Origin of the sequence: Botrimarina colliarenosi (genome assembly GCF_007859955.1) — a bacterium.
GTDB lineage: Bacteria > Planctomycetota > Planctomycetia > Pirellulales > Lacipirellulaceae > Botrimarina > Botrimarina colliarenosi.
This window is the reverse complement of record NZ_SJPR01000005.1, coordinates 86964-110737: the sequence shown is the minus strand read 5'-3', so window position 1 is coordinate 110737 and position 23774 is coordinate 86964. Positions and strand designations below refer to the sequence as shown.

Here is a 23774-nt window from a genome sequence, read left to right as displayed (position 1 = left end):
TCCGTCATCCGACACGTTGATGATTCACCGGTCCTCGAGCCCTGCACGATGCGACAATCAACCGCGATCCGCCGAGGCTTTACCCTCGTTGAACTCCTGGTGGTGATCGCCATCATCGGGATCCTCGTCGCCTTGCTGCTCCCGGCGGTGCAGGCGGCGCGGGAAGCGGCGCGGCGGACCCAGTGCGCGAACAACGTCAAGCAGCTCGGCCTCGCGTTGCTCAACACGCACGACACCATTGGCGAGTTCCCACGCGGTCTTTACGGGGCCGCGAATGCGAGCAACCCCGAGGAGCATCCCGAAGACGGCCTCGCGTGGCCGACGAAGATCCTCCCCTCGATGGAGGAACAGGCTTCCTACGACCAACTCGTGAACAACGGCATCACGTCGCACGACGGCGACCCCTGGAAGCCCGGCATTTATGTTCAAGCGGCGCTCGCCGGCGTCGAGACAATCCCGGGCACCGACACCATCGTGCCGGGGTTCCTCTGCCCCTCGGTCAGCCTGCCCGAGCGGATGCCTGAGACCTCGTACTTCGCCCCTGGCGCCGCCGGCAAAGACCCTCGTTACAACGCCGGCACGATCCACTACAAGGGTTCGCGCGGGTACTGCGACAACGGCATCTTCCTCCGCGTCGAGGAGATGCTCAGTACGAATGAATGCCTGACAGCCGACTACAACGGCGATGGCCAGCTGAATGACCGGATTGAGAAGCGATCGACCAGTCGGATCCGCCTCACCGACGTGACCGACGGCACGAGCAAGACGATCGCCACCGGCGAGTCGGCCTATTTTGTCGATGTTTCGAGCTTCCCGACCTGGGCCGGCGCTTTCTATGAGGACGGCGCCGTGCTCTTCAAGACGCGCGACGTCATCAATTGCCGGCTCAGCAGTTCCTTGCAGTTCCCGCTCTCCGAGGAAGTAATCAGTCAGCTCCCCGGTGGTTCGGGTTCGGACGACTGCTCTTACAGCTGGCACCCCGGCGGCGCCCAATTCGGTTTCGTCGACGGCTCGGTCCATTTTCTCACCGAGGACCTCGACCTGAGAGTGTTTCAGCTCCTCGGCGACCGTCGTGACGGAGAGATCTTTAGTGAGCTTTAGGCATTTGCGGATGGCGCTGGTCGGCTCCGTCGCCCTCGGGGTCTGCGCGTGCGGCCCCGGCCACGACTACGAGATGGCGCCGGTCCGCGGCGCCGTCACCGTGGATGGCCAGCCCCTCTCGGGCGGCCGGCTGATGTTCGCGCCCGTCTCAGGCGGTGGCGTCAAGGCGGGTAAGCCGGGATTCGCCGATGTGGGCGCCGATGGGACCTACGTTGTCAGCACCTACGGGTCGAACGACGGCGCGGTCGTCGCCAACCACTGGGTGACCATCCTGAGCACCGGTTCCGACGCCGCCAAGCAGCAACTTCGCGGCGCGAGCCGGGTGCAGTTTCCCCGCCAACAGACGGTCGCCGCCGGGCAAGAGAACGTCATCGACATCGCGCTGACGACCGACGACATCCGGCGCTTCGGCGAAGGCGCCGATTGACCCGTGACTCGATTTGGTCCGCGTTACGGACGCCTTAGCGGCGGCCGCGGCTCTTGACGGACGCCTTAGCGGCGGCCGCGGCTCTTGATCGACCCAATGGCGACACCGGCGAACAGGCACGACAAGGCGCTCGCCGGCTCGGGCGCCAGGATCGCCGTCAGGCCTTGGAACCGCGCCCCATTCGGGACCAGCGGCGAAAAGCCGGGCTGGTAATTCGTGGGGTCGGGTGTGTACTCACGGTACGTGAGGGTAAAGACCTCGCCCGCGCCGAACGGGATCGCGATGTCGAACAAGTCGTCGTCGGGCGATCCTTCTTCGGTCAGCAGCGTGACGTTCGGCTCGGTGATGAGCGAGAGATCAACCAGACGCAGACCGATCTGCGAGTCGAAGATCGAGAGGACTTCGCCGCCCGGGGTCTCGAGCCGAAAGTACTCAAAGCTCTCGTCTTTGACCCCGTCGAAGTCGAGCGACGTGATGAAGCCCGGCTTATCGAACGAGAACGTCAGCGTCTCGGATTGGCCAGCGAGTGAACCACCCAGCCGGTTGAACTTGTCGATCTCGCCGTCCGACACGCCGGCGATGGCGCGTGAGTTGAGGCCGAGGCCGCTGGTACGCACGTCGAAGACCGCGCCAGCCGGCGCGGCCTGGAAGCTCATGGCGAGCCCGCCGTCCGACTTCGTCGCGGCCGTCAGGCCGTTGGCGGGGTCGGCGGTCGACTCGAAGCGGAAGCTGGCGGCTTCGGCCGCGACAGCAAGCGACAACATGACAGCGGCAATCAAGGAGCGGGACATCGAGTTTTCGCTGTGATTCGGAGCGGAGTCGGCAGAAGAAGAAAACGCCGGCCGCGCCACAACAGGGCGCGGCCGGCGTTGTGCTCACGCACCGGCGCGGCGAGTCGAAGCCGCTGCGATCAACGCAAAGGCGCCCAGAACCAACGCCGTCGGCTCGGGGACAACGCTGCCAAGCGAGGCGACGCCGAATTGGTTGACATCGTTGGCCAGCGCTGACGAGACGGCGCCGGCGGCGTTGCCGACTGTGCTGAAGGCCTGGAGCGCCACGTCCCACGACTGGCCGCCAAAGGCGTTGGCGTCCGGGTAGAGCTGGAGGTCGACCGAGATGACGTTGGTGAAGTCGAGGAGCGGCTGACCGTTCGAGACGAACAGCGTGGCGCCGTCGCCCCCCTGCCCCAAGCCCGATCCATCGAACGTGCCAATCTGAAGACCCGTCGCGGCGGCGCCCCAAGCGGCCATGAAATCCGTCACATTCGTTTCGCCAACAGTCGCGCTGCCATTGACGAAGATGACCGATTCGCCAGCGGCAATCGTCGAGATGCCCGCCATCAAGTCGGCGGCGTCGGGGTCGGCCGAGTCGTCGTCGTAGTACAGTTCGCCGTCGGCGAGGTTCCACGCCATGTCGCCGTAGTTGGTGACTTCGATCCAGTCCTCGGTCAGGTTGCTGCCGGGCTCATTGCCCATCCAGATCTCGGAAACCTTCAGTTCGAAGGCGCCGTGCGACGTGGCGGCGGTAAGCGCCAGAACGGCGCAAGAAATCGCAAAGGTGCTTCTCATTAGACTCGCTCCAAAGTGACAGCGGCACGCCGGGGCGGGCCGCTCAAGATAGGTCGGACCGCGGCAGGCGGCCCAGTATTGAGCCGACGAGTATGCCAACCCCCTACCGAGGAGCGGGTTAAGGAGGAGTTAAGACCGCACAGATTCACGCGATCTTCAACTTGCCTTAACATCCGCTCCACGAAACGACACAAGCCGCGTCGGGCAGGCGCCCGACGCGGCTTGTCGTTGAACCGTCAACAGTGTCTCTCGCCGCTCCTAGCTAACGCGGACCTCGATCTTCCGCGGCTGGGTCTCGGGACGCTTGGCGATCGAGACGTGCAGCACGCCGTTCTTCAGCTCGGCCTCGACCGACTCGGGGTCGACCGTGTCGGGCAGATCGAGCGAGCGGGTCACCTTGCCGAACCGACGCTCGTTGTAGAGATAGGTCGGCGGCTCGGCGCTGGGGGTCCGTTCCACGACGATGGCGAGCTGGCCGTTCTCGACGGTCACTTCGACCGCGTCCTGGGCCACGCCCGGCACGTCGAGTTCGACGTGGAGGCGATTATCCGCTTCCCAGAGCGACGCGGGGGCGGTCCACGCCGCGCGAGTGACCGCCGATGTGACGGGCCCCGTGAAAAGGTGATTCAGCATCGAATCGACCTCGGCGAGCGAGCCGGGAAGGAGTTGGTTCAAGCGGTTGGTGGGGGAGTTCTTGGTCATGGCGGGGTTCTTCCTTTTCGGTGTCGTCAACGACGGTTTCGGGGTCGAAAGCGCCCGTTTCGGGATCGTCGACAACGGTGGTTAAGGGCTGCCGCTCACGTCGAGCGGCGAACAACGAAATCTCCGGCCGGAGACGACTCTCATTTGGCATCGGGACATGCAGCGTTGGGGCCGCGCAACGGTCGTTTGCGGGGCGATCAATAGAAATGCAAGACTGGCGCCAATCGCCGCATGAGCGACACAACCACTTGCAATAATTCGACTTACGCCGATCCTGCCGCAGCCGACTCAAAGAAGATGGCGCCAAAATGGCGCCCGGCAAGCCAACCCCCATTGACCAAGCCCGCCCAACCAAACGCCAAATCGGCAGGCGCCGGTCATTTCTTGCCAGTAACCACGTAGTTTCCGGCGAAGAGCACGGCGGGACGATCGTCCGCGTCGCCCGCGATTTCGACGACCAGGTCGAGCTTGGCTTGCCCCTTCTCGGGGAGCATTTCGACGAAGTGGTCCCAGTCGGCCTCGCGCGGCGGGAGGCAGCACGCCGCCACCCGTGGACTCTCGACAGGCAGGTGGTACTTGATCGAGCTGCGGCGGATCACAATCGACCCCGCCTCGCCGACTTGCTCGAGCAACAGGTGCGTCATCGCCCATCCCGCTAGGGTGCAGAGGGCGTTCAGGCTGCCGGCGAAGGCGGTCTGGTGCGGGTTGCGGTTCGGGGCTAGCGGCATCGAGAGCCACAGCCCGGCGTCGGTAATCGAATCGACGGCGACATCCATCTGCGCCGAAAGCGGGATCTCGGTCCGCAGCAATGTCTCAAGCGCGCGGCGCCGCTCGGCGGCGGGGTCGGCGGCTCCTCGTGGCGAATCCATCGGCAGCAATCGGGGCGGCAAGCGTCGGCGGAGCTTCGGATGCTAGTCCATCCTCCGGTCTTCGGCCACGGGGGAGTCGGCCACGGAGAGTTGGGGCTCACACCGCGGCGCTGGGTCGTGATGACATTCGCACGGCGACTCGGCCGCCTATTCCCCCTCCCCCCACTTATCCGGGCAAGTGGCCTCCCCACGAGGCGGGTGGGGATTTTTGCGGTGACCATCGCCTTTCGCTAGAGAAGCTCCGAGAGGGCGATGGCCACCTTGCCGAGCTTGCCGCCGTAACTCGGGGCGGTGATCGCCAGCAGGTCGCCCGCCATCGCGGCCTGGAGGGCGGCCCGCATCGCGGCGCGGACCGCCGCCTCGTCGACGCCGTCTACGACGATCTCGTAGACGCAGCCGGTCCCGGCGGGGAGTTGGGTTTCGACCTCGTCCTTGAGCGTCGGGCAGTACGCCTCGTTCGTCGAAGCGACGAGCCGTTTGTAGCGCGAGCCGACCTTGCTGCCGCTCCGGCAGACGCCGCCGGGGAACGGCGTGATGACGCCCGGCAGGTCGCGCACCGCGTCGGCCGCGCGCCGCGCGGCGGCGAGGGCTTCGGCTTGGTCGCGACCACACAATAGCAGCACGCCGCCGGCCACGCCGTGGCCGACGCCGACCGTGGCGGGAAAGGAAACCTCCCCCTCCATCACGGGCAGCGTCCATGTGTTCCCATCGCGGCGCTCGTAGCCGTCGCCGAAGTAACGCAGGTAGTTACCGAATGGCGCCCGATCCTTTGCTTCCGGCAATCCGTCGAAGACCGCGGCCGTCGGACAGGTCAGCAGCGTCTGCCCCGCCCGGTTGGCGACCGCCTTGCCGAGCGCTTCGGCGCGAAAGCCAAAGGCGAGCACCGCCGCGCCAGGCCGGCCATCGGGAGTTTCGTCCGCAGCAAGCGAACGCTCGACCGCGATCTCACAATCACAGCCGATCACGCTCGCCCCATAACCACACAACGAAGTCACCGCGGCGGCGAGCCAGTGCTCGTCCGCCGCGGTGATGAGGAGTCGCGCGTACCGAGCGGCGAAGGCCTCGGCGTTGGCGTCGACGACAACTGCCGCTCCGTTGGCCATACGGTCAGAAGTTGCCAAAGGGTTCATCCGCCTGAGTCGAGCCACCAGCAAATGGGTCGTCAACTGGGTCCGATCGAACCGCACGGCCTCCAACACGACCGCCCCGAACCTCTCGCGCCGATTCCTGCGAGTCCGCAGGCGTCGGCTCGTTTCGCGCCTCGTGCTCGCCGCCGTAGCAGCCCCCCCCGCCACCGGGTGCGTGGGGGGTTTTTGGCAAGGGCTTCGCGGCCGGATCGACGGGGATCGATCGCATCGAGGCAAGCAGGGCAAACAACTCGGCGTGCACCGCCATCGACTGCGCGACGACGAGTGAGCCTCGTTGCGGGTAGGGGCGAATTTCCGCCTCGCCACCACCATTCTCGGCCCATGTATCGCTAGCGACCGTCGCGGTAATCGGCTCGATGAGCCCGTCGTAGTCTCCCCGCAACAAGAGGTCGCGGACGTCATAGATGGCGATCGGCAGCTTGGCTAATGCGGCCTCCTCCGTTGTGACGAGCAGCAAACCGTTATCAACAAGGCACGTCAATTCGAGCGGCTCGAGCATCAGCCGCATCGCCTGACTGAGCCGGACGTTGCTGACGTTGATCGAGACCGGTTCATCGGGGCCCATACCCATTTCGTCGAACGCGACGTGATCGATCTGGATCGTCACGTCGTGTTCGTCGCTCAGGTACGTCAGAATCTCTTCGAGCGGCGTGCCGTCGGGGAAAACCAGCGACGAGACGACCTCGTTCCGCAGCAGTTGGCACAGCCGCTCGGTCCCCTCGGGGTCTTCGTTCACCCAGAGGCGAGGATTCGCCGGCGGCTCGGCAGCGGCCGGCTTCGCCTCCTCTCGCCCTCCGCGTCCCCCGAGCTCGCCGCCGTAACCGCCACGCCCCCCTCCTTCGGCGAACCCGCCACCTCGGCCGCCAAAACCTCCGCCGCCGTACTCACCTCCACCACCGCCAAAGCCGCCGCCGAACTCCCCTCTTAATTCTCCACGAGGGGCGTCGTTCTCCGCTGCTTCCTGGGAGCGCGATCGCTCCGCCAGCACGCCCACGAGTCCCACCGCCACCAACAAGACGCCCGATAGCCACCACTTCTGTGACATCTCAGCCTCCGCGGGGTAGGGGCGGACGAGTCACGGTCGGCTTCGAAGCCGCCGGCTCGCCTGCCCAGGTCTGTTCCGCGGGTGAGTTTGGCGGAATGTGGTGGACTTGTCAAAAAATGACGGAGCGATTGCGCGACAACTCCCGGCGCTGGCGCTTAGGGCTCCCGCCCCTCCGATGGTTCACACGAAAGCGGGGGCGGGAGCCCTAAGCGCCAGCGCCGGGAGTGACGTCACGGGAGATCAAACAACAGCACCTGGGCGCCCTCCCCTGCCGTGTGAATCGCTAGCGAGGTTTCGTCCTCGACGGCAAAACCATCCCCCTCCGCCGCGTCGATCCCGCCAACCGTTGCGGCGCCGCTGAGCACCTGCACCCAGACGCCCCGCCCCGGCTCGATGGGGTGGACAACTTCGACGCCCGCATCGAGTCGACCGAGCCAAACCTCGGCGTCTTGCTGGATCGTCAACGAACCGTCCCGCCCGTCGGGCGAGGCGACCAGCACCAAGCGGTCCCGCGGGTCGGGCACACTGCGCAGTTCTTCGTAACCGGCCGGCAGCCCGTGGGCGCGCGGCTTGATCCACACCTGATAGAAATGGACCGGTGCGTCCGCCGCCGGGTTGAACTCGCTATGGACGACGCCGGCGCCGGCGGTGATCCGTTGGAACTCGCCGGGGCCGATGACGGCGCCATTGCCGAGGTTGTCGCGGTGCTCCAACTGACCTTCCAACACGTACGAAAGGATCTCCATGTCACGGTGCGGGTGCGAACCAAAGCCCTGCCCCGCCGCGACGCGGTCGTCATTCACAACGCGCAGCGCGCGGAACCCCATGTGCTCCGGGTCGTGGTAGCCGGCGAACGAGAAGGTGTGATGGCTGTCGAGCCAGCCATGGTCGGCGTGGCCGCGGTCGGACGCTTGGCGGTGGCGGATCATCGTACGCTCCCAAATATTTGTTGGAACAAACAATTGACGCCGCTTTCTACGCAGGCTTTCTCAAACGGTTCAACGGGCGTCGCCCCACCCCTCCTGTGGGAGGCGTCTCCGACGCCGATTACGGTCTGCTAGACGAGCGCGGAATGGTGCGCGAAATCGGCGTCGGAGACGCCTCCTACAATCCGGCGCGCCCTCAAGCGGGGATCAGGCGCCGATCGACTTCAGCGCCGCCAGCGCGGCCTCGTGCAGCGCGCCGTTGGTCGCCACGACGCCGCGGTTATTGGCGAGGGTGCGGCCCTGCGAGAAATCGAGCGGCTTGCCGTCGAGGTCGGTGACGCGGCCGCCCGCCTCTTCGATGACGATCGAGCCGGCCGCCTGGTCCCAGACCTTTTCGCGGTAGTCGGGCCGGTCTTCCGACAGCAGACGCACAAGCATCTCGCCCCCGCCGGCGGCGAGGACGGCGTACTTCGCTTGGCTGTCCATGCCGACCGGCTCGGCCGCTACGCCCATGGCGGTCGCCAAGTGGTCGATGGCGCCGAGGTTCGTGTGCCCCTTCTCAACCGACCGCAGCATCCGCGTCCCGGCCGGATCGGTTTGGTCGGCCACACGAAGGGGATGCCAGTCGTCGTTAGCCATCGACAACAACTGCCAAAAGGCGCCCTCGCCACGCTTGGCGATCAATAGCGAGCCGCTCTCGCCTTGGGCGGCCGAGCTCGGCTGCTCGAGGCAGGGGCAACCGAGCACGCCGAGCGTCACGCGCCCGTTCTCGACCAGCGCTAAGGCGACCGCGTACTGGTCACCGCGTAAAAAACCTTTGGTGCCGTCGATCGGGTCGAGCGTCCAGTACGCGTCGCCCGGATTGGCGGCGCCGACGTCGATCCAGTCACACACCTCTTCGGGGGTCGCATCCGGGGCGATGGTCCGAACGAAATGTGTGACCTGCTCAAGCGTCTTTTCGGCGTCAACCTTGCGGAGGTCGTCAGCGGACTCTTCGCCCACAAGAACGCCGCAGATGCCGTGAGCGGCCGACGCTTCGGCGAGCCGCTTCCCCACGACGGCTTGGGCGGCGAAGTCCCCCACCGTGACGGGCGACTTGTCGCCCTTGGTGAGAGCGTCGGTCACCATCTCCGCCTGCACGCGGCGGGCCAGGGCGGCGGCCTCACGGACCGCATCAATCGCGAACTTGGCTTCGGGAGTCTTAAACATGGGAGGAAAGTCCGCGGTCAGCCTGCAGCGATCCGTCGAAACGCCGACCGCTGATCGCTGACAGCTGGCAGCCGCGGCCCATGGCCGCCAAACAACCCCGCCAGGACTCGAACCTGGAATAAGGGAATCAAAATCCCTGGTGTTACCATTACACTACGGGGTTCCGCAGGCGTCGTGCCGCCTCTTGGATCGGCGTCACGCTTCTCAGGCCTTATCGACCAAGCTCGTACTCTACCTCAATCGAGGGCGTCCGTTAACGGGCCACGCCGGGCCCCGGATCGGATTGTTCGGTCGCCACGGCTGCTTGGCTGTTGGCGACCGAGAAACTGAGCTGCTCGAGCTCGGTCGCTAGGTCGACGCCAACCAAGCTCACCCCCGGGGGTAAGGACAACGTCATCGGCGCAAAGTTCAGGATGCCGACCACCCCCGCCGAAACGAGCCGGTCGGCCGTCTCCTGGGCCGCCTCGGCGGCGGTAGCGATCAGGCCGAGCGTGACGCCCCGTTCGCGAACCGTGGTTTCGAGGGCAGTTGTCGGCTCGACCGCGACGCCGCCAAAGCTCATGCCGACCTTCGAGGGGTCGCTGTCGAACGCCGCCGCGACGCGGAACCCCTGCGGGCGAAAGCCTTTATAGCCGAGCAGCGCCCGGCCCAGGTTGCCCACGCCGACGATCGCGACGACCCACTCGCGGTCGGTGCCGAGGATCCGCCGGATCGCCGCCACCAGCTCCGCACAGCGGTAGCCGACGCCCGGATGGCCGAATTGCCCGAAGTAGGCGAGGTCCTTGCGGACCTGGGCGTCGGTGAAGCCGAGTAGCTTGCCGAGCTGGCTGGAGCTGACGGTCTCTTTCCCCGACTGCTCGATGCGTTGCAGTTCACGCAGGTAGAGGCTCAGCCGATTAACGACCGCCTTGGGGGCCACTTTGGCCTCGTCCGATCGCGGCGGTGGCCCCTTGGCGGAGTGATTCTGGTCGCTGGAAAGTTCGTCGGACATGTGCGGCGGGCGGTTGGGCGTGCCCGCGGCGGGCAACTCGGGAGGACGGCGTCGGCGCCGTCGCTGCTGCAACTCTACGGGACCCGGCGGTGACACGCAATTTCGGCCCGGTCCTGAAAATGCCGAAGGGCAGACGAATTGCGTACACGGCGCCACCGGTACAGTCGGCGCCAGCGGCGCCGGCCTCCTTGCGGGCTGGGCGACCTAAGTCGTCTACAGGCAAAGACTTCAACTAGGGGGAAGGCTCTGCGAGGGGCGTCAAGACCGAAAAGGGAATCTACGCAAAACAGCTAAGGCGGGGGGGCTGACTATCCCGACCTTACTACGGACGGAATCTCTCTGTCTTGACCAGTTACCCCATCTTTCCCTAGCTGTCTTTTGAAGGAGGCGACCCAGAAGATGAAACGTCTGTTTGGCTTGCCGCTGCTAGCTGCACTCGTCTCGCTTGCCGGATCGCAAGCGAACGCCTCGTGCAACTGCGCGGCCCGTTATGGCTGTGAAGGCGAAGCAACTGCCGCCGACGGCGGCGTCTGCGAAGCGCCCCACTATCACACGATCTACCGCACCAAGCGGTCGACGGTGATGGATCGCGTCGAAGAAACACGCTTCCGGACGGTCTACGACCGCGTTGCGGAAGAGAAGGTTGTGAACTACACGAAGCACGTGACCGAGACCCGCCAGAAGCAGGTCAACTACACGGTCATGGTCCCGACCTACGAGACCAAGACCCGCACCTACACCGTCAACAAGCCGGTTTGGGAAACGCGGACCCGCGACATCAACTACACCGTCATGAAGCCGGTGTACGAGACCAAGACTCGCACCTACACCGTCAACAAGCCGGTTTGGGAAACGCGTCAGAAGCAGATCAACTACACGGTCATGGTCCCGACCTACGAGACCAAGACCCGCACCTACACCGTCAATAAGCCGGTTTGGGAGACGCGGACCCGCGACATCAACTACACCGTCATGAAGCCGGTGTGGGAGACCAAGACCCGCACCTACACCGTCAATAAGCCGGTTTGGGAAACGCGGACCCGCGAAGTTACGAGCTACGTCCGCAAGGCCGTCCCCTACACCAAGACGATCACGGTGAACGGCGGCAGCTGGCAGACCCAGAGCTACACGATCCCGGGCAAGACCTCCTACCGCACCGTCCGTTCGGCCGGCAAGTGGGTCTACAACCCCTGCACGTGCAGCTGCTGCTACCAGCCCGGCACGTGCTGCAAGATCGAGTGCACCTCGGCCCCGACCACCTGCTGCAAGAAGGTTTGGGTCCCGAGCTGCGAGACGAAGGAAATCTGCTGCACGAAGTACGTCTGTGAGCCCGTCACGAAGACCTGCTGCTACAAGGTCTGCACGATGGTCCCCGAATGCAAGACCTGCACTTACAAGGTCTGCAAGATGGTCCCCGAGTGCCACACCAAGACCTGCTGCTACAAGGTCTGCAAGATGGTCCCCGAGTGCAAGACCTGCTGCTACAAGGTCTGCAAGATGGTCCCCGAGTGCCGCACCAAGACCTGCTGCTACAAGGTCTGCGTGCCGGTGTGTGCTCAGCGGACGGTGACCTGCTACAAGTGCGTCCCGCGTCAGGTCCCCTACACGGTGACCAAGTGCGTGCCGCGAGTTGTTTGCGAGCAGATCCCCTGCAAGGTGCTGTGCACCAACCCGGCCTGTGCCGAGGCCTCGACGGCCCCGGCCGCCGCTGGCTGCGGTTGCAACGGCTGATCGCGAAGGTAACGACAAAGACGCCTACTTCTGAAGGATAATCGCCTCCCGTAAGGGCGAGACCCCGAAGACAAAATAGGGCTGGTCAAAACCCAAGGCGGTCCGGTTCAAAGTGAACCGGGCCGCTTTTGCTTTTTGGTGACGGGGGGCATCGCACACCTCACTTGAGCAACGGCGCTAGCTTGAGCCGACGCTAGCCGCGGGCAGAGCCCGCCCAAGCACGCCAACGCGCCCGATTAAGGAGCCGGGAAACGTCCGTTCCCGGAGTGACGTTGGCGCTCGGCGCCCTCCGGGAGCTGACGCTTCCCGGCTCGCTGGGTTCGTGGGTAGTTTGGGGACGGCAAGCCGGCCCTCCCCTCACGTTACCCCCGCGATCCCATGCCCGAACCCTTTCGCGGCTTCCCACTCGGGCTGCTCCATTTCTTCGAGGAGCTCTCGACCCATAACAACAAGCCGTGGTTCGACGCCAACAAGGCTCGCTACGAGACCGAGGTCCGTGAGCCGGCGCTCGCGTTCATCGCCGCCATGGAGAAGCCGCTGCGGAAGGTCTCGCCGCACTTTGTGGCCGCGCCGAAGAAAGTGGGCGGCTCGCTGATGCGGATCCACCGCGACGTGCGATTCGGCCACGACAAGACACCCTACAAGACGAACGTCGGCATCCAGTTCCGCCACGAAGTGGGCAAGGACGTTCACGCGCCGGGGTTCTATGTCCATATCGCCCCCGACGAGTGCTTTCTGGGCGCCGGTGTCTGGCGGCCCGACGCGCCGTCACTCGCCGCGATTCGCGAGCGGATCGTCGAGGAGCCGGCCAAGTGGAAGCGGGTCCGCGACAACAAGCGGTTCAGTGAGGCGTGGGACCCGGCCGGCGAGTCGCTGAAGCGGCCCCCGCGGGGCTATGACGCCAACCACCCGCTGATCGAGGACCTGAAGCGGAAGGACCACATCGCCGGCGCGCCGCTTGAGCACGATGAACTGTTCACCCCCGACTTGGTGGACCGAGTCGCCGACGCCTTCCGCAGATCGAAGGGGTACGTCGACTTCCTGTGCGGGGCGCTGCGGCTGCCGTTCTGAAGGGTGGACTACTCGCCCTGCGGCGACCGGATTACCACCTCAACAGTCTCCCCAGGGTCGACCGAGACCTTCTTCACCGCGTAGGTGTTCGAGTTCGCACTCGGCTCCCAGCCGCGGAGGTCGAAAATATACTCCGGCCACTCCGAGTCGGGCCGGAAAGAGGCAAGAAGCCAAACGGAGCGCCTTGCTGGCATGCCGAAAGCAGCGACGACGCCCTCATCGGCCATCGCCTCAAGTTGGCGGAGTGTCACCCCCACCTGGCCGGCTGGGACGGCTAGTTCGACGGTACCGGTTCCAAGATTGACCTCTGCCGTCGGGGCGACGCGCCGGTTCTCGACGAGGACGCGAACATACTCGTTGGCTTCACTCGATCCGTAGTAGGCGCCGTTGGGGCGGGGCGGGGCCCATCTCTCGTCGTGGCTTGTCGGACGCGACGTCACGGTGGCTGCGGTTGTTACGCGGTAGTCGGGGAGCGGAGTCAGCCACGTCCATTCAATCCGACTGTCGTCGGGGAGTTTGAAAGACCGCTCCGCATAGACCCGAGCCGTGGCGGCTGCAACCGTTAGGCCGTGGTCGATGGTCGGAAGGTCGCCACGATCCAACCGCTCGGACGGCTCGGGGGCGTACGCGACGAAGTACCCGCTGCCCGCCCGTTGCTGGGGCAGCCCAAAAGGGAGGCCGCGGAGCCGTTCGGCGGACAGCTCACACCGGAGGCGGATACTCCCGGTGAGAGTCGGGTCGGGGGCCGGGATCCTCATCTCGAGAGGCTGTCCAAACTCGATCGTCACCCGCCGCAGCGAAGCTCTCCAGCCCGACGGCTCGTTGATCAAAACCCGGTAGTCCCCGTACGGGAGTCGCCGCGCGTCGATGGCGATACCGTGGTCGTCAGAAACGCCGGTTGCAAGGATTCGGGGGCCGCCGTTCTGAAGCGATTCCAGCTCGACCCGATAGCCCTCTCATCGGCGGAAACGATCTGCATGGTGACCGGCTGGAGATCACCGCGACCCTTACGCTGTGCCTCGATCCCCTGCCGGAGCTCGGCGACCGAATCCCGCAGCGCTCGCACCTCGTCCCGCAGGTCGGCGACCGATTGGGCGAGGCCGGGCGGGCTCGGCTCGGCGGCGACCGCTCCGGCGAGCGTCAACAGCGCGAGCCCCACGGCGAAGCACGCGGCGCCTGGGCACGCGGCGCCTGGGATGGTGGCGAGTCGGCGATTCATACGGACCGGTTGGAGATTAAGGGGCTGGGTTCCGCTCAGGCAGGGATTGGGTACCGCTCAGGCGGGGATTGTAGCCGCGGAATCGGCCGGTTGACTGCCTTGGGCGGCACCCGCTACGCTTCCGACTCATTTTACCGGGACTAACCGGGCCTGATCTCTCTGCGCGCCGACCCAAGAGGCCGGCCGCGCCGCGATCGCGAGCCCCGGCGGATCGATGGCGACCGCCACCCCACCGAACCAGCTCCAGTAGACAGGAAACAGGCCGTCATGGCTAAGAAGCAGCCCACCAAGACCTCCGCTGGCAAGGCCGGCAAGATGGTTTACTACTTCGGCAAGACCAAGACCGAAGGCGACACCTCGATGAAGGAGTCGTTGGGCGGCAAAGGCGCCAACCTAGCGGACATGACCTCGATCGGCCTGCCGGTGCCGGCCGGCTTCACGATCACGACCGAGTGCTGCGGCGCCTACAACAAGGCCGGCGGCAAGTTCCCCAAGGGAATGATGGACGAGGTCCACGCCGCCGTGAAGACGCTCGAGAAGGAGAGCGGCAAGAAGTTCGGCGACTCGAAGGACCCGCTGCTCGTGTCGGTCCGATCCGGCGCGAAGATCAGCATGCCGGGCATGATGAACACGATCCTCAACCTGGGTCTCAACGACGAGTCGGTCGCCGGCCTGTCGAACGCGACCGGCAACGAGCGGTTCGCCTACGACGCCTACCGCCGCTTGATCAACATGTACGGCGACGTCGTCATGGAGGTCCACCACGAGTACTTCGAGGAGGCCTTCGCCAAGATCAAGTCGAAGTACGGCGCCAAGGACGACAACGACGTGCCGACCGCCGGCCTGATCGAGCTCGTCGACGCCTACAAGAAGGTCTACAAGAAGCACACGAAGGCCGACTTCCCGCAGGACCCGATCGAGCAGCTCGCCCTGGCGATCGAGGCGGTCTTCAAGAGCTGGATGTCCGACAAGGCGATCAGCTACCGCCGCATCGAGGGCATCACCGGCCTGGCCGGCACCGCGGTCAACGTCCAGTCGATGGTGTTCGGCAACATGGGCGACGACTCGGGCACGGGCGTCGCGTTCACGCGCAACCCGTCGAACGGCGAGAACAAGTTTTACGGCGAGTTCCTCATCAACGCCCAGGGCGAGGACGTGGTGGCCGGCATCCGCACGCCGCAGCCGGTGGCGGACATGCCGAAGTGGAAGTGCGAGGCCGACAAGACGATCGGCAAGAAGGTCCACGCCGAGCTGATGGCGATCAAGACCAAGCTCGAGAAGCACTACAAGGACGTGCAGGACATCGAGTTCACGATCGAGCGTGGCAAGCTCTACATGCTGCAGACCCGCAACGGCAAGCGGACCGGCATGGCGGCGGTGAAGATCGCCTGCGACATGGTCAAGGAGAAGCTGATCACCGAAAAGGCCGCCGTCATGCGGATCCCGGCCGGCGACCTGACGCAGCTGCTGCTGCCGTCGTTCGACCCGGCGGCGAAGAAGAAGGCGTCGGCCCTGACGATCGGCCTGCCCGCCTCGCCGGGCGCCGCGTTCGGCAAGCTGGCGTTCACCGCCGAGGAAGCGGTCGAGCGGGCCCACAACGGCGAAAAGGTCTTGCTCGTCCGCAAGGAAACGAGCCCCGAAGACGTTGACGGCATGCACTCGGCCGCCGGCATCCTCACCAGCACCGGCGGCATGACCAGCCACGCGGCGGTCGTCGCCCGCGGTTGGGGCAAGTGCTGCGTCGCCGGCGCCGGCTCGATCCACATCGACGAGAAGGCGAAGAAGATCACCGTCGGCGGCAAGTCGTACGGCGTGAAGGACGTCCTCTCGATCGACGGCGCCACGGGCGAGGTCTTTGCCGGCGAGATGCCGACCATCTCGCCGAAGCTGTCGGGCGACTTCGCCACGGTCATGGGCTGGGCCGACAAGTACCGCACGCTCGGCGTCCGCACCAACGCCGACTCGCCCGAGGACTCGAAGCGGGCACGCGAGTTCGGCGCCGAGGGCATCGGCCTCTGCCGCACCGAGCACATGTTCTTCGAGGGGGACCGCATCCTCGCGATGCGTGAGATGATCCTCGCCGACAAGATCGCCGACCGTGAGAAGGCCCTGAAGAAGCTCCTCCCGTTCCAACGGAAGGACTTCGAGGGGATCTTCAAGGCGATGGCCGGCCTGCCCGTGACGGTCCGCCTGCTGGACCCGCCGCTGCACGAGTTCGTCCCGCACGACGCCAAGAGCCAAGGCGAGCTCTCCAAGGCGATCGGCGTCCCGGTCAAGGAGATCGCCGCCCGCGTCTCGCAGCTGCACGAAGCGAACCCGATGCTCGGCCACCGCGGTTGTCGGCTGTCGATCACCTACCCCGAGATCCTCGTGATGCAGGTCACGGCGATCACCGAGGCGGCGATCAACTGCCTCGGCAAGAAGATCGACGCCAAGCCGGAGATCATGATCCCGCTGGTCGGCACGGTGAAGGAGCTCTCGATTCTCCGCGAGCTGACCGAGGAGACGATCGCCAAGGTCGTCGAGGCGAAGAACTTCAAGGGCAAGCTCGACATCCTCATCGGGACGATGATCGAGATCCCCCGCGCCGCCCTCACGGCCGACGAGATCGCCGGCCACGCCGACTTCTTCAGCTTCGGCACCAACGACCTCACGCAGATGACCTTTGGTTACTCGCGTGACGACGTGAACACGTTCTTGCCGGACTACCTCGGACAAGAGATTTTGACGAAGGACCCGTTCCAGTCGATCGATGTCTCGGGCGTTGGCCAGCTGGTGGCGACCGCCGTCGAGAAGGGCCAGTCGGTCAACAAGAAGATCAAGCTTGGCATCTGCGGCGAGCACGGCGGCGACCCCGCCTCGATCCGGTTCTGCCACAACGTGGGGCTGAACTACGTCAGCTGCAGCCCGTTCCGGGTGCCCATCGCCCGGCTCGCGGCCGCTCAGGCGGCGTTGGCGAACGCCTGATCGCCGAGTGAGTCGCTAGCAAAATTTGAATTATCCAGAAGCCCGTCCCGCCCCCGCGGGGCGGGCTTTTTTCTTTCGCCACGAAGCGGCACAAAAAGACACAAAAAGCCCGGGGGGTTCGGGGCCTCGTCCAGAGAGAGCGCCAAGTCTTTTTTTCGCGTGTTTTTTGTGCCGCTTCGTGGCCCTCGCCTTCCAGCAAGTGTGAGGCGATTCACCAACGCGACCGCCGGTTTCGCGGATTCCCGCCGGCGACCGAACTTTCAGGGGGCCCGGCTGCTAGTAAACTGGTGTCCTCGCTCCCTTCCTTTGGAAACTTGCTGTCATGCATGCTCCCGCTTTGCGAGTCGCCCCGGTTGTCGCCTCGCTGTTCGCCGCGACGTTAGTCCCGGCCTGCGCCGCCGACCCCGATCCGATGCAACTGCTCGCCGACTCGGCCGCCGCCGTCGCGTCGGCCGAGTCGGCGTCGGTCGATATCCGTGTCGGGACGCTCCTGGTGCGCGACGACAAGCAAGATGATCTGTCGGCCAACTTCGTCTACCTCACGGCGCCCGATGGCCGTTTTGATTTCCACTCGGTCGACGAGGAGGGCGCGCCTTCGAAGAGCGGCTATCATGTCGCCGGCAATGGCAAGGTGGTGCTGACCGCGTTGCTCAGCCGCCGCCGTCATATGCTCGAATCGGACGCCGACGGCTTCGCGTCATTTGTCCGTTCACCGGGAGCAAGCGGCATCGGCAGCGGGCTGGGGGGTTTGGCGCTAGCGTTTGTCGATCCCCAGGCGGCCGATGAGCTCGCCGCCAACGTGACCAGCAGCGAGTTCATCGGCGAAGAAGAGGTCGATGGCGAGCAACTGCTGCACGCCCGCTACACCGTAAGCGGCGACTTGACCACGGACGTCTGGTACCGGGCCGATGGCGCGCCGCTCGTCCGGCGGGTGAGGCCGAACGTGATTGACACGCCGGCGATCCAGCAGATGGGCGCCCAGTACAACGAGTTCGACTACCAGCTGACCTTCGACTTCACCGACTGGAACACCGAGGCGGGCCTCGCGGCGGACGACCTGCCGGTCACCGAGCCGGCGAACTCGCTGCTGATGGACTCGCTCTACCAGGCGCCCGAGCGCGGCGCCCATGCGTTGCTCGGCCAAGCCGCGCCGGCATTTGAATTGCCGACGCCAGACGGTAATAGCGTCAGCCTGGGCGAGCCCGCCGGCGAAGGCGCCGTGCTGCTCGAGTTCTGGTCCACGACGTGCCCGATCTGTGTCCAGGCGATGCCCGCCCTCGAGAAGCTGCACCAGCAGTACGCCGACCAGGGCCTCGACTACTACGCCGTCAATGTCGGCGAGCCGGCGGACGATGTGGCCGCGTTCCTTGAAGCCCGTGGGCTTACCCCCACAGCGCTGCTCGACGAGTCGGCCGAGGTCGCCGAAGCGTACGATGTCAGCGCGATCCCGCTGATCGTGCTCGTCGGCAGCGACGGCCGCGTGCAGGTGGCGCAGGAAGGCTTTGACCCCGCGACGGGCAAGCAGCTTGCCGACCAGATCGAGGCGACGCTCCGCGGCGATGACATCGCGGCGCAGCAGCTAGAGAAACTCCGGCAAGCCGAGGCGCAGCAGATCACCGAGCGCGAGCGGTTGCGTTCGCTGCTCGACGGCTGAACCCGACCCCGTTGTGAAACTTGGCGGGCTTCAACCAGCTCGGCGCGAGGCGGCGTCGCTGAGACGCTCGGACGAGCTTTCCAGGGCGCCCTCGATCACGCGGAGCGTGCTGCCGGGCGGGGTGCGGCGTTCGCGAACAAAGCCACGCGACGTGTTGCTAAGAAAGGGCTCGAACTCTGCGGCGGGCCCCTCCTGGAACCGATCGCCGAGCATCGTCAGCCGTTGCGCGAACGACTCGCCGCTGCGGTAGATGATCCGGTAAGCCTCTTTGACTTCAGCGATCTCTTCGCGGCTCAACCCGGCCCGGCGGAGGCCGACGCGGTTGAGTCCGACGACGTCGCCCGAGTCGCCGTCGATCATGACGAACGGGAGCACGTCCTGCGTGACGCGGGCCATGCCGCCGATCATCGCGATGCGGCCGACGTGGCAGTGCTGGTGCACGGCGCTGCCGCCGCCGAGGAAGGCCCGTTCGCCCACGGTGACGTGGCCGGCGAGCATGACGTTGTTCGTGAGCACGACGCGGTCGGCGACGTCGCAATCGTGGGCGACGTGGGCGGCGACCATAAACAGGCAGTCGCTCCCCAGGCGGGTGACGCCCGCTTCGGTCATGGCGCGGTGGATCGTGGCGTTCTCACGGAACAGGTTCCGATCGCCGACGATGACGCGTCCCGGAGGCCCGGGAGGGGCGATTAGTTGCGGCAGGCCGCCGATCACCACCCCTTCGAAGAGCGTGTTGTCGCTCCCCATCGTGACGCCCGACTTGACGGACGCGCGGGCGCCGATCTTGCAGCGGTCGCCCACCTGGGCGCCTGCCTCGACGATCGCGAAAGGACCGACCTCGACGTCGCAGCCAAGCTGGGCGGCGGGGTCAACAATCGCGCTGGGGTGAATATTCACGGGGTTTCCCGCTTGCTGGCGTGCTTGCTTAGAGAGCCGCGACGGCTCTTGGCGGAGGGGCCAACCCGACTCCCACTCGACGTCGCCAGCCGTTGGTATCGGCCGGTGCGGTGACGCCGTGTGAGCCGGAACGGGCGGATCGCAATGATTCTGCGACCGACCGGCGGGGCCCCTGCCTCCTCGTTGGGGTTCTCCTACAATCAATGGCCCGGCCCGGTCCAGATCGGTCGCCCGCCGGGACGCGAATTCTCTCCGCTAGCACCCCCGCCAACCCCGCAGCCCCCCATGGCCGACCCCGTCGCCCTCTACGACGAAGCCGACAAGCTCAAAGCCGCCGGCGACCTCGACGGCGCCGCCGCCAAGTTTGAAGAGGCGATCGCCGCCGACGAGACCTACGCCCTCGCCCACTCGGCGCTGGCGGTCGTCCAGCAGAAGCTCGGCGCCCACGACAAGGCGATAGAGCACGCCAAGCGGGTCTGCGAGCTCGAGCCGAACGACGCCTTCAGCTACACGGCGCTCAGCGTAACGTTCCAGCGGGCCTACGCCGGCACGGGCGACACGAGCTACATCGCCCTGGCCGAAGAGGCGATGGCGACCAGCCGGACGATAGAAGCGGGCGGTTGAGCAGCAAATCGAAGCCCGCACGCCGAGCCAGCATCCAAGCGAACCCAACTGAGCAAGCGAACCCAACTGAGCAAGCAATCCTGAGCCGGGGGCGCAAGCCCTCGGAGTGGAAAACGGTTCGCTACTCCGAGGGCTTGCGCCCCCGGCTCAGACCGAAAGTCTCAGCGAAGCTGTTCCCATGCCGCTAGCAGCGCATTGGCCACGGCGTCGATTTCTTCTTCGTCGCTGTACCACCCAAGCGAGAGCCGGATCGCGCCGACCGCCTCAGCGGGATCGGCGCCAATAGCCCGCAGCGTCGGGCTCAGCGAGACGTCGCCGGAGTCGGCCGTGCCGCCCCCCGCACAAGGCATCGCGCACAGCTCGGGGACCGCCGCTAACAACTCGGTCGCAACGACCCCGGGCAGGGCGATACAGAGGGTGTTCGCGAGCCGGCGCTGATCGCTCGGGCCGTAGGTAACGGCGCCTTCGGCGCCACACGTCAGTTGCTGCTGCAAGCGGTCGCGGAGCGCGGCCACACGCTGAGTGGAATCGTCGAGGCACTGCTGCCCGACCACGGCGACGGCGCCGAAACCGACCAGCCCCGCGATGTTCGGCATGCCGGCGCGTTGGCCCGCTTCGTGGGCGTCGCCGAGCAGTTGGGGCTCGAGCCCCACGCCACGCCGCACATAAAGAGCGCCGACCCCTTTGGGCCCGTACGCCTTGTGGGCGGAGAGGCTGAGCAGATCGACATCGAGCTGGCGGACGTCGATCGGCAGCTTCGTCAGCGACTGCGCCGCGTCGGTGTGGAAGCGAACCCCCTCCCGGCGGCAGACGGCGGCGATCTCGGCGATCGGTTGCACCGCTCCAATCTCTTCGTTGGCGTGGACGACGCTCACCAGCCGCGTCGTGGGCCGCAACGCCGCGGTGACAGCGTCGGGGTCAACGAGCCCTTGGCGGTCAACCGGCACGATGGTCAGTTCGGCGCCGAGCCGCGCCAAGAAACGGGCCGGTCCTTGGACCGCAGCGTGATCGACGGCGGAGACCACCAGGTGCGGCCGCTCGCCCGCGCGGACGGCCGGCTCGATCAGCCCTCGCAGCGCGAGGTTCGACGCCTCGGTGGCGCCAGAGGTCCAGACGATTTCGTCCGGCGCGGCGCCGATCGCCGTCGCCAGTCGCGTCCGCGCGTCTTCGATCGCTTCGGCGACCGCGCGGCCAGCGACATGCTCGCCGAGCGGGTCGGCGAAGCGGTCCGCCAGGTACGGCAGCATCGCCTCTTGGGCGGCCGGCGCGAGGGGCGTCGTTGCGTTGTAGTCGAGGTAGATCGAGCGCACGGGGAGGGTCCAGCCAACGAACGAAAAAAGCGGCCCAGGAACCGATGCTCCCGGGCCGCTTAAAACGTAGGTCACTCTGGGCCCTCGGCGGGGCGGTGTTATCCGCACGACCGCTCCAGCCGGCGCCGCCCGTGGCGATCAGCCGGGCTGCTTGACGACGCGCTTCTGCACGTCGGTCTCGAGGACGCCGAAGGCCTGCTCGTGCCGCTGCACCGACATGTGCAACGCCTGCAGCATCCGCTTGGCGGTGTAGTAGTTCGTGACGATCCGCTGCTTGACCTGCACCGGCTCGGTCGGCACGCCGTACGGCTGCGAGTTCAGGCCGAAGTCGAGGATCAGCTCTTCGGGCGTTCCGGTAACCCGACAGAAGTTCGCGTACAGGCAAACCGCGTCCTTGTCTTCGACCTCGACGCGCTGGCGGGCTGGCGCTTCGCCTTGCGGGGCGGCGGCGGGCTTCACTTCGGGGTTCTCAGGCTTGTCGGCCATGGGGGTCTCCTTCGCTACTAATCGAGTCGTGAATGGAGTCGTGATTGGTCGGCCGACGCCGGCCGCGACTTAGAAAGCATGAGCAAGCTTACCCCTGCCGCAACGCCTTGACCAGCAACCGATTTGACTTGCCTCGAGCGCGCCTACACAACCGTCACAATCAATCCGATTAACGCTTTTTGCCCCGTTTGCCGGCGGCTGGCGCCTCGGCGCGAGTGACAGTTAATAAAGTGGTGATCGCCGCGTTGCGCGGGCCTTCGTATTCGGCCAGACGGCGGAGTTCGAAACCTTTCATGAGTCCCCGATGCCGCGCCTCGGCGCGTTCATCGACCCAGCTCGGCCCTTTTATCAAGAGCAGCCGTCCCCACCGTTCGTGGTGCGGGCGGAGCCAGAACATGAACTTCCACAGCGGCGCCACGCCCCGCGCAATTAGCGTGTCGAACCGCGGAGCCTGCGAGCCACGCTCGACCACCGCCTCAACCCGGGCCGCGTAGACCGTGACGTTGAGCCCGAGTTGCTCGACAATGTCGAACAGCACATTCGCCTTCTTGTTGACCGACTCGCAGAGCCGGACCGTCAGGTCGGGCCGCAGGATCGCCAGCGGGATGCCGGGGACGCCGCCGCCGGAGCCGACATCGAGCACCGTCTCCCCCTCGGGGATCAGCGCCGAGAGCTGGATCGTGTCGAAAAGGTCGCGGGTGACGAACTTCTCCATCGTTGTGTGACGGGTGAGATTCAGCTTCTCGTTCCACGACCAGAGCAGCTTGCGGTAGGCGTCGAGTCGCGTCACCTGCGCCGGCGTAAGCTCAAGCCCACAGCTGGCGGCCACCTCGGCGAGCGGCGCGTCGGCCAGCGGCCCGTCGGAAAGCGGCCCGTCGGCGGGCGTGTCGGCGGTTGGTTCTTCAGGAGTCGTCAATCGAATCTCACGTCGTCGTGCAGAATAAATGTCAGCGAGCCGGGAAGCGTCAGCTCCCGGAGCGAAGCACGCACCCGGCCCCCCCGGGAGCTGACGCATCCCGGCTCGCTTCCGTTATCCTTTATCTCCGCCCGCTCGTACACTCGCCCCCCACCACTGACTCTTCGCTGAAAGCATGGCCAACGACGTCTGGACCTCGGTTGACGACTACCTCGCCCCCCGCCTGGTGAAGCAAGACGGGGCGCTCGAAGCCGCCCGGGCGGCCAGCGTCGCGGCGGGGCTGCCCGAGATCGCCGTCACGCCGGTCCAGGGCAAACTCCTGCAGGTGCTGGCCAAGACGGTCGCCGCCAAGCACGTCCTTGAGATCGGCACCCTCGGCGGGTACAGCACCATCTGGCTCGCCCGATCGGTGGCGGAGGGGGGCCGCGTCGTGACGCTCGAGGCCGATCCGCACCACGCCCAGGTGGCCCAGCAGAACCTCGAGAACGCCGGCGTCGCCGACCGGGTCGATCTCCGCGTCGGCAAGGCGATCGAGTCGTTGCCGGTGCTCGAGCAAGAGGGCGCCGGGCCGTTCGACTTTGTTTTCATCGACGCCGATAAGCCGTCGATCCCCGACTACTTTAGGTGGGCCCTCAAGCTCACCCGGCCGGGGAGCCTGATCGTCGTCGACAACGTCGTCCGCAAGGGCAAGCTCGCCGACTCCGAGAGCCGCGACGACGCGGTCCTCGGCTGTCGCCGCCTCGTCGAGCTGCTTGAGAACGAGTCGCGTGTCTGTGCGACCGTCTTGCAAACCGTCGGCGAGAAGGGCCACGACGGGATGGCGCTGGCAGTGGTTCTTTAGCGGCGTGAGCGGCACGGCGCTAGCCGCCGGTAGTCAACCGAACGCTCCACCGGCGGCTAGCGCCGTTCCGCT

The 23774-nt window shown here is 66.1% G+C and carries 23 protein-coding genes and 1 tRNA gene; 8 read left to right on the top strand and 16 right to left on the bottom strand.

What is annotated here, in order from left to right; all coding sequences use genetic code 11:
- Positions 1 to 48: 48 nt before the first annotated feature.
- Both Pla108_RS16685 and Pla108_RS16680 read left to right on the top strand, forming a co-directional pair.
- Positions 49 to 1101 carry a DUF1559 domain-containing protein gene (locus Pla108_RS16685; RefSeq protein WP_146446110.1) on the top strand — a complete coding sequence of 351 codons (1053 nt, stop codon included), beginning with the start codon at positions 49 to 51 and terminating at the stop codon, positions 1099 to 1101.
- Entirely contained in the window at positions 1091 to 1528 is a 438-nt protein-coding gene (locus Pla108_RS16680; protein ID WP_146446109.1) for a hypothetical protein, read from the top strand. Before Pla108_RS16685 ends, Pla108_RS16680 begins: the two co-directional genes overlap by 11 nt.
- A gap of 65 nt (positions 1529 to 1593) precedes the next feature.
- Here the strand turns inward: Pla108_RS16680 and Pla108_RS16675 are convergent, their stop codons facing one another.
- The 10 genes from Pla108_RS16675 to Pla108_RS16630 all read right to left on the bottom strand — a co-directional run bounded on the left by Pla108_RS16675 (position 1594) and on the right by Pla108_RS16630 (position 9986).
- Positions 1594 to 2319 carry a hypothetical protein gene (locus Pla108_RS16675; protein ID WP_146446108.1) on the bottom strand — a complete coding sequence of 242 codons (726 nt, stop codon included), beginning with the start codon at positions 2317 to 2319 and terminating at the stop codon, positions 1594 to 1596.
- An 84-nt stretch (positions 2320 to 2403) separates the two neighbouring features.
- Positions 2404 to 3096: a hypothetical protein gene (locus Pla108_RS16670; protein WP_146446107.1), complete on the bottom strand. Its 693-nt coding sequence runs from the start codon at positions 3094 to 3096 to the stop codon at positions 2404 to 2406.
- A 258-nt stretch (positions 3097 to 3354) separates the two neighbouring features.
- Positions 3355 to 3798 (bottom strand): Hsp20/alpha crystallin family protein, encoded by a 444-nt coding sequence (locus Pla108_RS16665; RefSeq protein WP_146446106.1) that lies wholly within the window; start codon positions 3796 to 3798, stop codon positions 3355 to 3357.
- A 377-nt stretch (positions 3799 to 4175) separates the two neighbouring features.
- Entirely contained in the window at positions 4176 to 4667 is a 492-nt protein-coding gene (locus tag Pla108_RS16660) for a YiiD C-terminal domain-containing protein (RefSeq protein ID WP_146446105.1), read from the bottom strand.
- A gap of 230 nt (positions 4668 to 4897) precedes the next feature.
- Positions 4898 to 5788: a formylmethanofuran--tetrahydromethanopterin N-formyltransferase gene (gene fhcD, locus Pla108_RS16655; protein WP_231934538.1), complete on the bottom strand. Its 891-nt coding sequence runs from the start codon at positions 5786 to 5788 to the stop codon at positions 4898 to 4900.
- Positions 5775 to 6860, bottom strand: coding sequence for a hypothetical protein (locus tag Pla108_RS21045; RefSeq protein ID WP_197526640.1), 1086 nt, complete (start codon positions 6858 to 6860; stop codon positions 5775 to 5777). The genes fhcD and Pla108_RS21045 overlap by 14 nt, the downstream gene beginning before the upstream one ends.
- Before the next feature lie 230 nt (positions 6861 to 7090).
- Positions 7091 to 7789 carry a pirin family protein gene (locus Pla108_RS16645; protein WP_146446104.1) on the bottom strand — a complete coding sequence of 233 codons (699 nt, stop codon included), beginning with the start codon at positions 7787 to 7789 and terminating at the stop codon, positions 7091 to 7093.
- Between the two features lie 204 nt (positions 7790 to 7993).
- Complete coding sequence (locus tag Pla108_RS16640) at positions 7994 to 8995, bottom strand: 3'(2'),5'-bisphosphate nucleotidase (protein WP_146446103.1); 1002 nt, start codon at positions 8993 to 8995, stop codon at positions 7994 to 7996.
- 92 nt (positions 8996 to 9087) lie between these two features.
- Positions 9088 to 9158 (bottom strand) — tRNA-Gln (locus tag Pla108_RS16635).
- A 90-nt stretch (positions 9159 to 9248) separates the two neighbouring features.
- Complete coding sequence (locus Pla108_RS16630; RefSeq protein ID WP_146446102.1) at positions 9249 to 9986, bottom strand: redox-sensing transcriptional repressor Rex; 738 nt, start codon at positions 9984 to 9986, stop codon at positions 9249 to 9251.
- A 399-nt stretch (positions 9987 to 10385) separates the two neighbouring features.
- On the opposite strand from Pla108_RS16630, the gene Pla108_RS16625 reads away from it, so the two are divergent.
- Together Pla108_RS16625 and Pla108_RS16620 are read left to right on the top strand one after the other, a co-directional pair.
- Positions 10386 to 11717, top strand: coding sequence for a hypothetical protein (locus Pla108_RS16625; RefSeq protein WP_146446101.1), 1332 nt, complete (start codon positions 10386 to 10388; stop codon positions 11715 to 11717).
- 378 nt (positions 11718 to 12095) lie between these two features.
- The gene (locus tag Pla108_RS16620; RefSeq protein WP_146446100.1) at positions 12096 to 12788 is read left to right on the top strand and encodes a DUF2461 domain-containing protein; all 693 of its coding nucleotides are present in this window, start codon (positions 12096 to 12098) and stop codon (positions 12786 to 12788) included.
- 8 nt (positions 12789 to 12796) lie between these two features.
- On the opposite strand, the gene Pla108_RS16615 is transcribed toward Pla108_RS16620, so the two are convergent.
- Positions 12797 to 13546 (bottom strand): hypothetical protein, encoded by a 750-nt coding sequence (locus Pla108_RS16615; protein ID WP_146446099.1) that lies wholly within the window; start codon positions 13544 to 13546, stop codon positions 12797 to 12799.
- A 68-nt stretch (positions 13547 to 13614) separates the two neighbouring features.
- Positions 13615 to 14007, bottom strand: coding sequence for a hypothetical protein (locus Pla108_RS16610; RefSeq protein ID WP_146446098.1), 393 nt, complete (start codon positions 14005 to 14007; stop codon positions 13615 to 13617).
- 267 nt (positions 14008 to 14274) lie between these two features.
- On the opposite strand from Pla108_RS16610, the gene ppdK reads away from it, so the two are divergent.
- Together ppdK and Pla108_RS16600 are read left to right on the top strand one after the other, a co-directional pair.
- Positions 14275 to 16974 carry a pyruvate, phosphate dikinase gene (ppdK, locus tag Pla108_RS16605; RefSeq protein WP_146446097.1) on the top strand — a complete coding sequence of 900 codons (2700 nt, stop codon included), beginning with the start codon at positions 14275 to 14277 and terminating at the stop codon, positions 16972 to 16974.
- Between the two features lie 322 nt (positions 16975 to 17296).
- A complete protein-coding gene (locus Pla108_RS16600; RefSeq protein ID WP_146446096.1) occupies positions 17297 to 18628 on the top strand; it encodes a TlpA family protein disulfide reductase in 1332 nt (443 codons plus the stop codon).
- 30 nt (positions 18629 to 18658) lie between these two features.
- Here the strand turns inward: Pla108_RS16600 and lpxA are convergent, their stop codons facing one another.
- Positions 18659 to 19525, bottom strand: a complete 867-nt coding sequence (gene lpxA, locus Pla108_RS16595; protein WP_197526639.1) for an acyl-ACP--UDP-N-acetylglucosamine O-acyltransferase — start codon at positions 19523 to 19525, stop codon at positions 18659 to 18661.
- 285 nt (positions 19526 to 19810) lie between these two features.
- Here lpxA and Pla108_RS16590 point away from each other — a divergent pair, with 285 nt between their 5' ends.
- Positions 19811 to 20149 carry a tetratricopeptide repeat protein gene (locus Pla108_RS16590; protein WP_146446094.1) on the top strand — a complete coding sequence of 113 codons (339 nt, stop codon included), beginning with the start codon at positions 19811 to 19813 and terminating at the stop codon, positions 20147 to 20149.
- Between the two features lie 161 nt (positions 20150 to 20310).
- Here the strand turns inward: Pla108_RS16590 and Pla108_RS16585 are convergent, their stop codons facing one another.
- The 3 genes from Pla108_RS16585 to rsmG all read right to left on the bottom strand — a co-directional run bounded on the left by Pla108_RS16585 (position 20311) and on the right by rsmG (position 22861).
- On the bottom strand, positions 20311 to 21459 hold the full coding sequence (locus tag Pla108_RS16585) for a cysteine desulfurase family protein (protein WP_197526638.1): 1149 nt from the start codon (positions 21457 to 21459) through the stop codon (positions 20311 to 20313).
- 138 nt (positions 21460 to 21597) lie between these two features.
- The gene (locus tag Pla108_RS16580) at positions 21598 to 21945 is read right to left on the bottom strand and encodes a DUF3467 domain-containing protein (protein ID WP_146446092.1); all 348 of its coding nucleotides are present in this window, start codon (positions 21943 to 21945) and stop codon (positions 21598 to 21600) included.
- A 169-nt stretch (positions 21946 to 22114) separates the two neighbouring features.
- Positions 22115 to 22861, bottom strand: a complete 747-nt coding sequence (gene rsmG, locus Pla108_RS16575; RefSeq protein ID WP_197526637.1) for a 16S rRNA (guanine(527)-N(7))-methyltransferase RsmG — start codon at positions 22859 to 22861, stop codon at positions 22115 to 22117.
- Between the two features lie 175 nt (positions 22862 to 23036).
- Between rsmG and Pla108_RS16570 the strand changes: the two genes are divergently transcribed.
- A complete protein-coding gene (locus tag Pla108_RS16570; protein WP_146446090.1) occupies positions 23037 to 23702 on the top strand; it encodes an O-methyltransferase in 666 nt (221 codons plus the stop codon).
- The last annotated feature ends 72 nt before the right edge of the window (positions 23703 to 23774 follow it).

Coding starts and splice junctions, on each gene's coding strand:
- Pla108_RS16685 (WP_146446110.1), top strand. CDS start 49: ATGCGACAATCAACCGCGATCCGCCGAGGCTTTACCCTCGTTGAACTC.
- Pla108_RS16675 (WP_146446108.1), bottom strand. CDS start 2,319: ATGTCCCGCTCCTTGATTGCCGCTGTCATGTTGTCGCTTGCTGTCGCG.
- Pla108_RS16670 (WP_146446107.1), bottom strand. CDS start 3,096: ATGAGAAGCACCTTTGCGATTTCTTGCGCCGTTCTGGCGCTTACCGCC.
- Pla108_RS16665 (WP_146446106.1), bottom strand. CDS start 3,798: ATGACCAAGAACTCCCCCACCAACCGCTTGAACCAACTCCTTCCCGGC.
- Pla108_RS16660 (WP_146446105.1), bottom strand. CDS start 4,667: ATGGATTCGCCACGAGGAGCCGCCGACCCCGCCGCCGAGCGGCGCCGC.
- Pla108_RS21045 (WP_197526640.1), bottom strand. CDS start 6,860: ATGTCACAGAAGTGGTGGCTATCGGGCGTCTTGTTGGTGGCGGTGGGA.
- Pla108_RS16645 (WP_146446104.1), bottom strand. CDS start 7,789: ATGATCCGCCACCGCCAAGCGTCCGACCGCGGCCACGCCGACCATGGC.
- Pla108_RS16640 (WP_146446103.1), bottom strand. CDS start 8,995: ATGTTTAAGACTCCCGAAGCCAAGTTCGCGATTGATGCGGTCCGTGAG.
- Pla108_RS16630 (WP_146446102.1), bottom strand. CDS start 9,986: ATGTCCGACGAACTTTCCAGCGACCAGAATCACTCCGCCAAGGGGCCA.
- Pla108_RS16625 (WP_146446101.1), top strand. CDS start 10,386: ATGAAACGTCTGTTTGGCTTGCCGCTGCTAGCTGCACTCGTCTCGCTT.
- Pla108_RS16620 (WP_146446100.1), top strand. CDS start 12,096: ATGCCCGAACCCTTTCGCGGCTTCCCACTCGGGCTGCTCCATTTCTTC.
- Pla108_RS16615 (WP_146446099.1), bottom strand. CDS start 13,546: ATGAGGATCCCGGCCCCCGACCCGACTCTCACCGGGAGTATCCGCCTC.
- Pla108_RS16610 (WP_146446098.1), bottom strand. CDS start 14,007: ATGAATCGCCGACTCGCCACCATCCCAGGCGCCGCGTGCCCAGGCGCC.
- ppdK (WP_146446097.1), top strand. CDS start 14,275: ATGGCTAAGAAGCAGCCCACCAAGACCTCCGCTGGCAAGGCCGGCAAG.
- Pla108_RS16600 (WP_146446096.1), top strand. CDS start 17,297: ATGCATGCTCCCGCTTTGCGAGTCGCCCCGGTTGTCGCCTCGCTGTTC.
- Pla108_RS16590 (WP_146446094.1), top strand. CDS start 19,811: ATGGCCGACCCCGTCGCCCTCTACGACGAAGCCGACAAGCTCAAAGCC.
- Pla108_RS16580 (WP_146446092.1), bottom strand. CDS start 21,945: ATGGCCGACAAGCCTGAGAACCCCGAAGTGAAGCCCGCCGCCGCCCCG.
- Pla108_RS16570 (WP_146446090.1), top strand. CDS start 23,037: ATGGCCAACGACGTCTGGACCTCGGTTGACGACTACCTCGCCCCCCGC.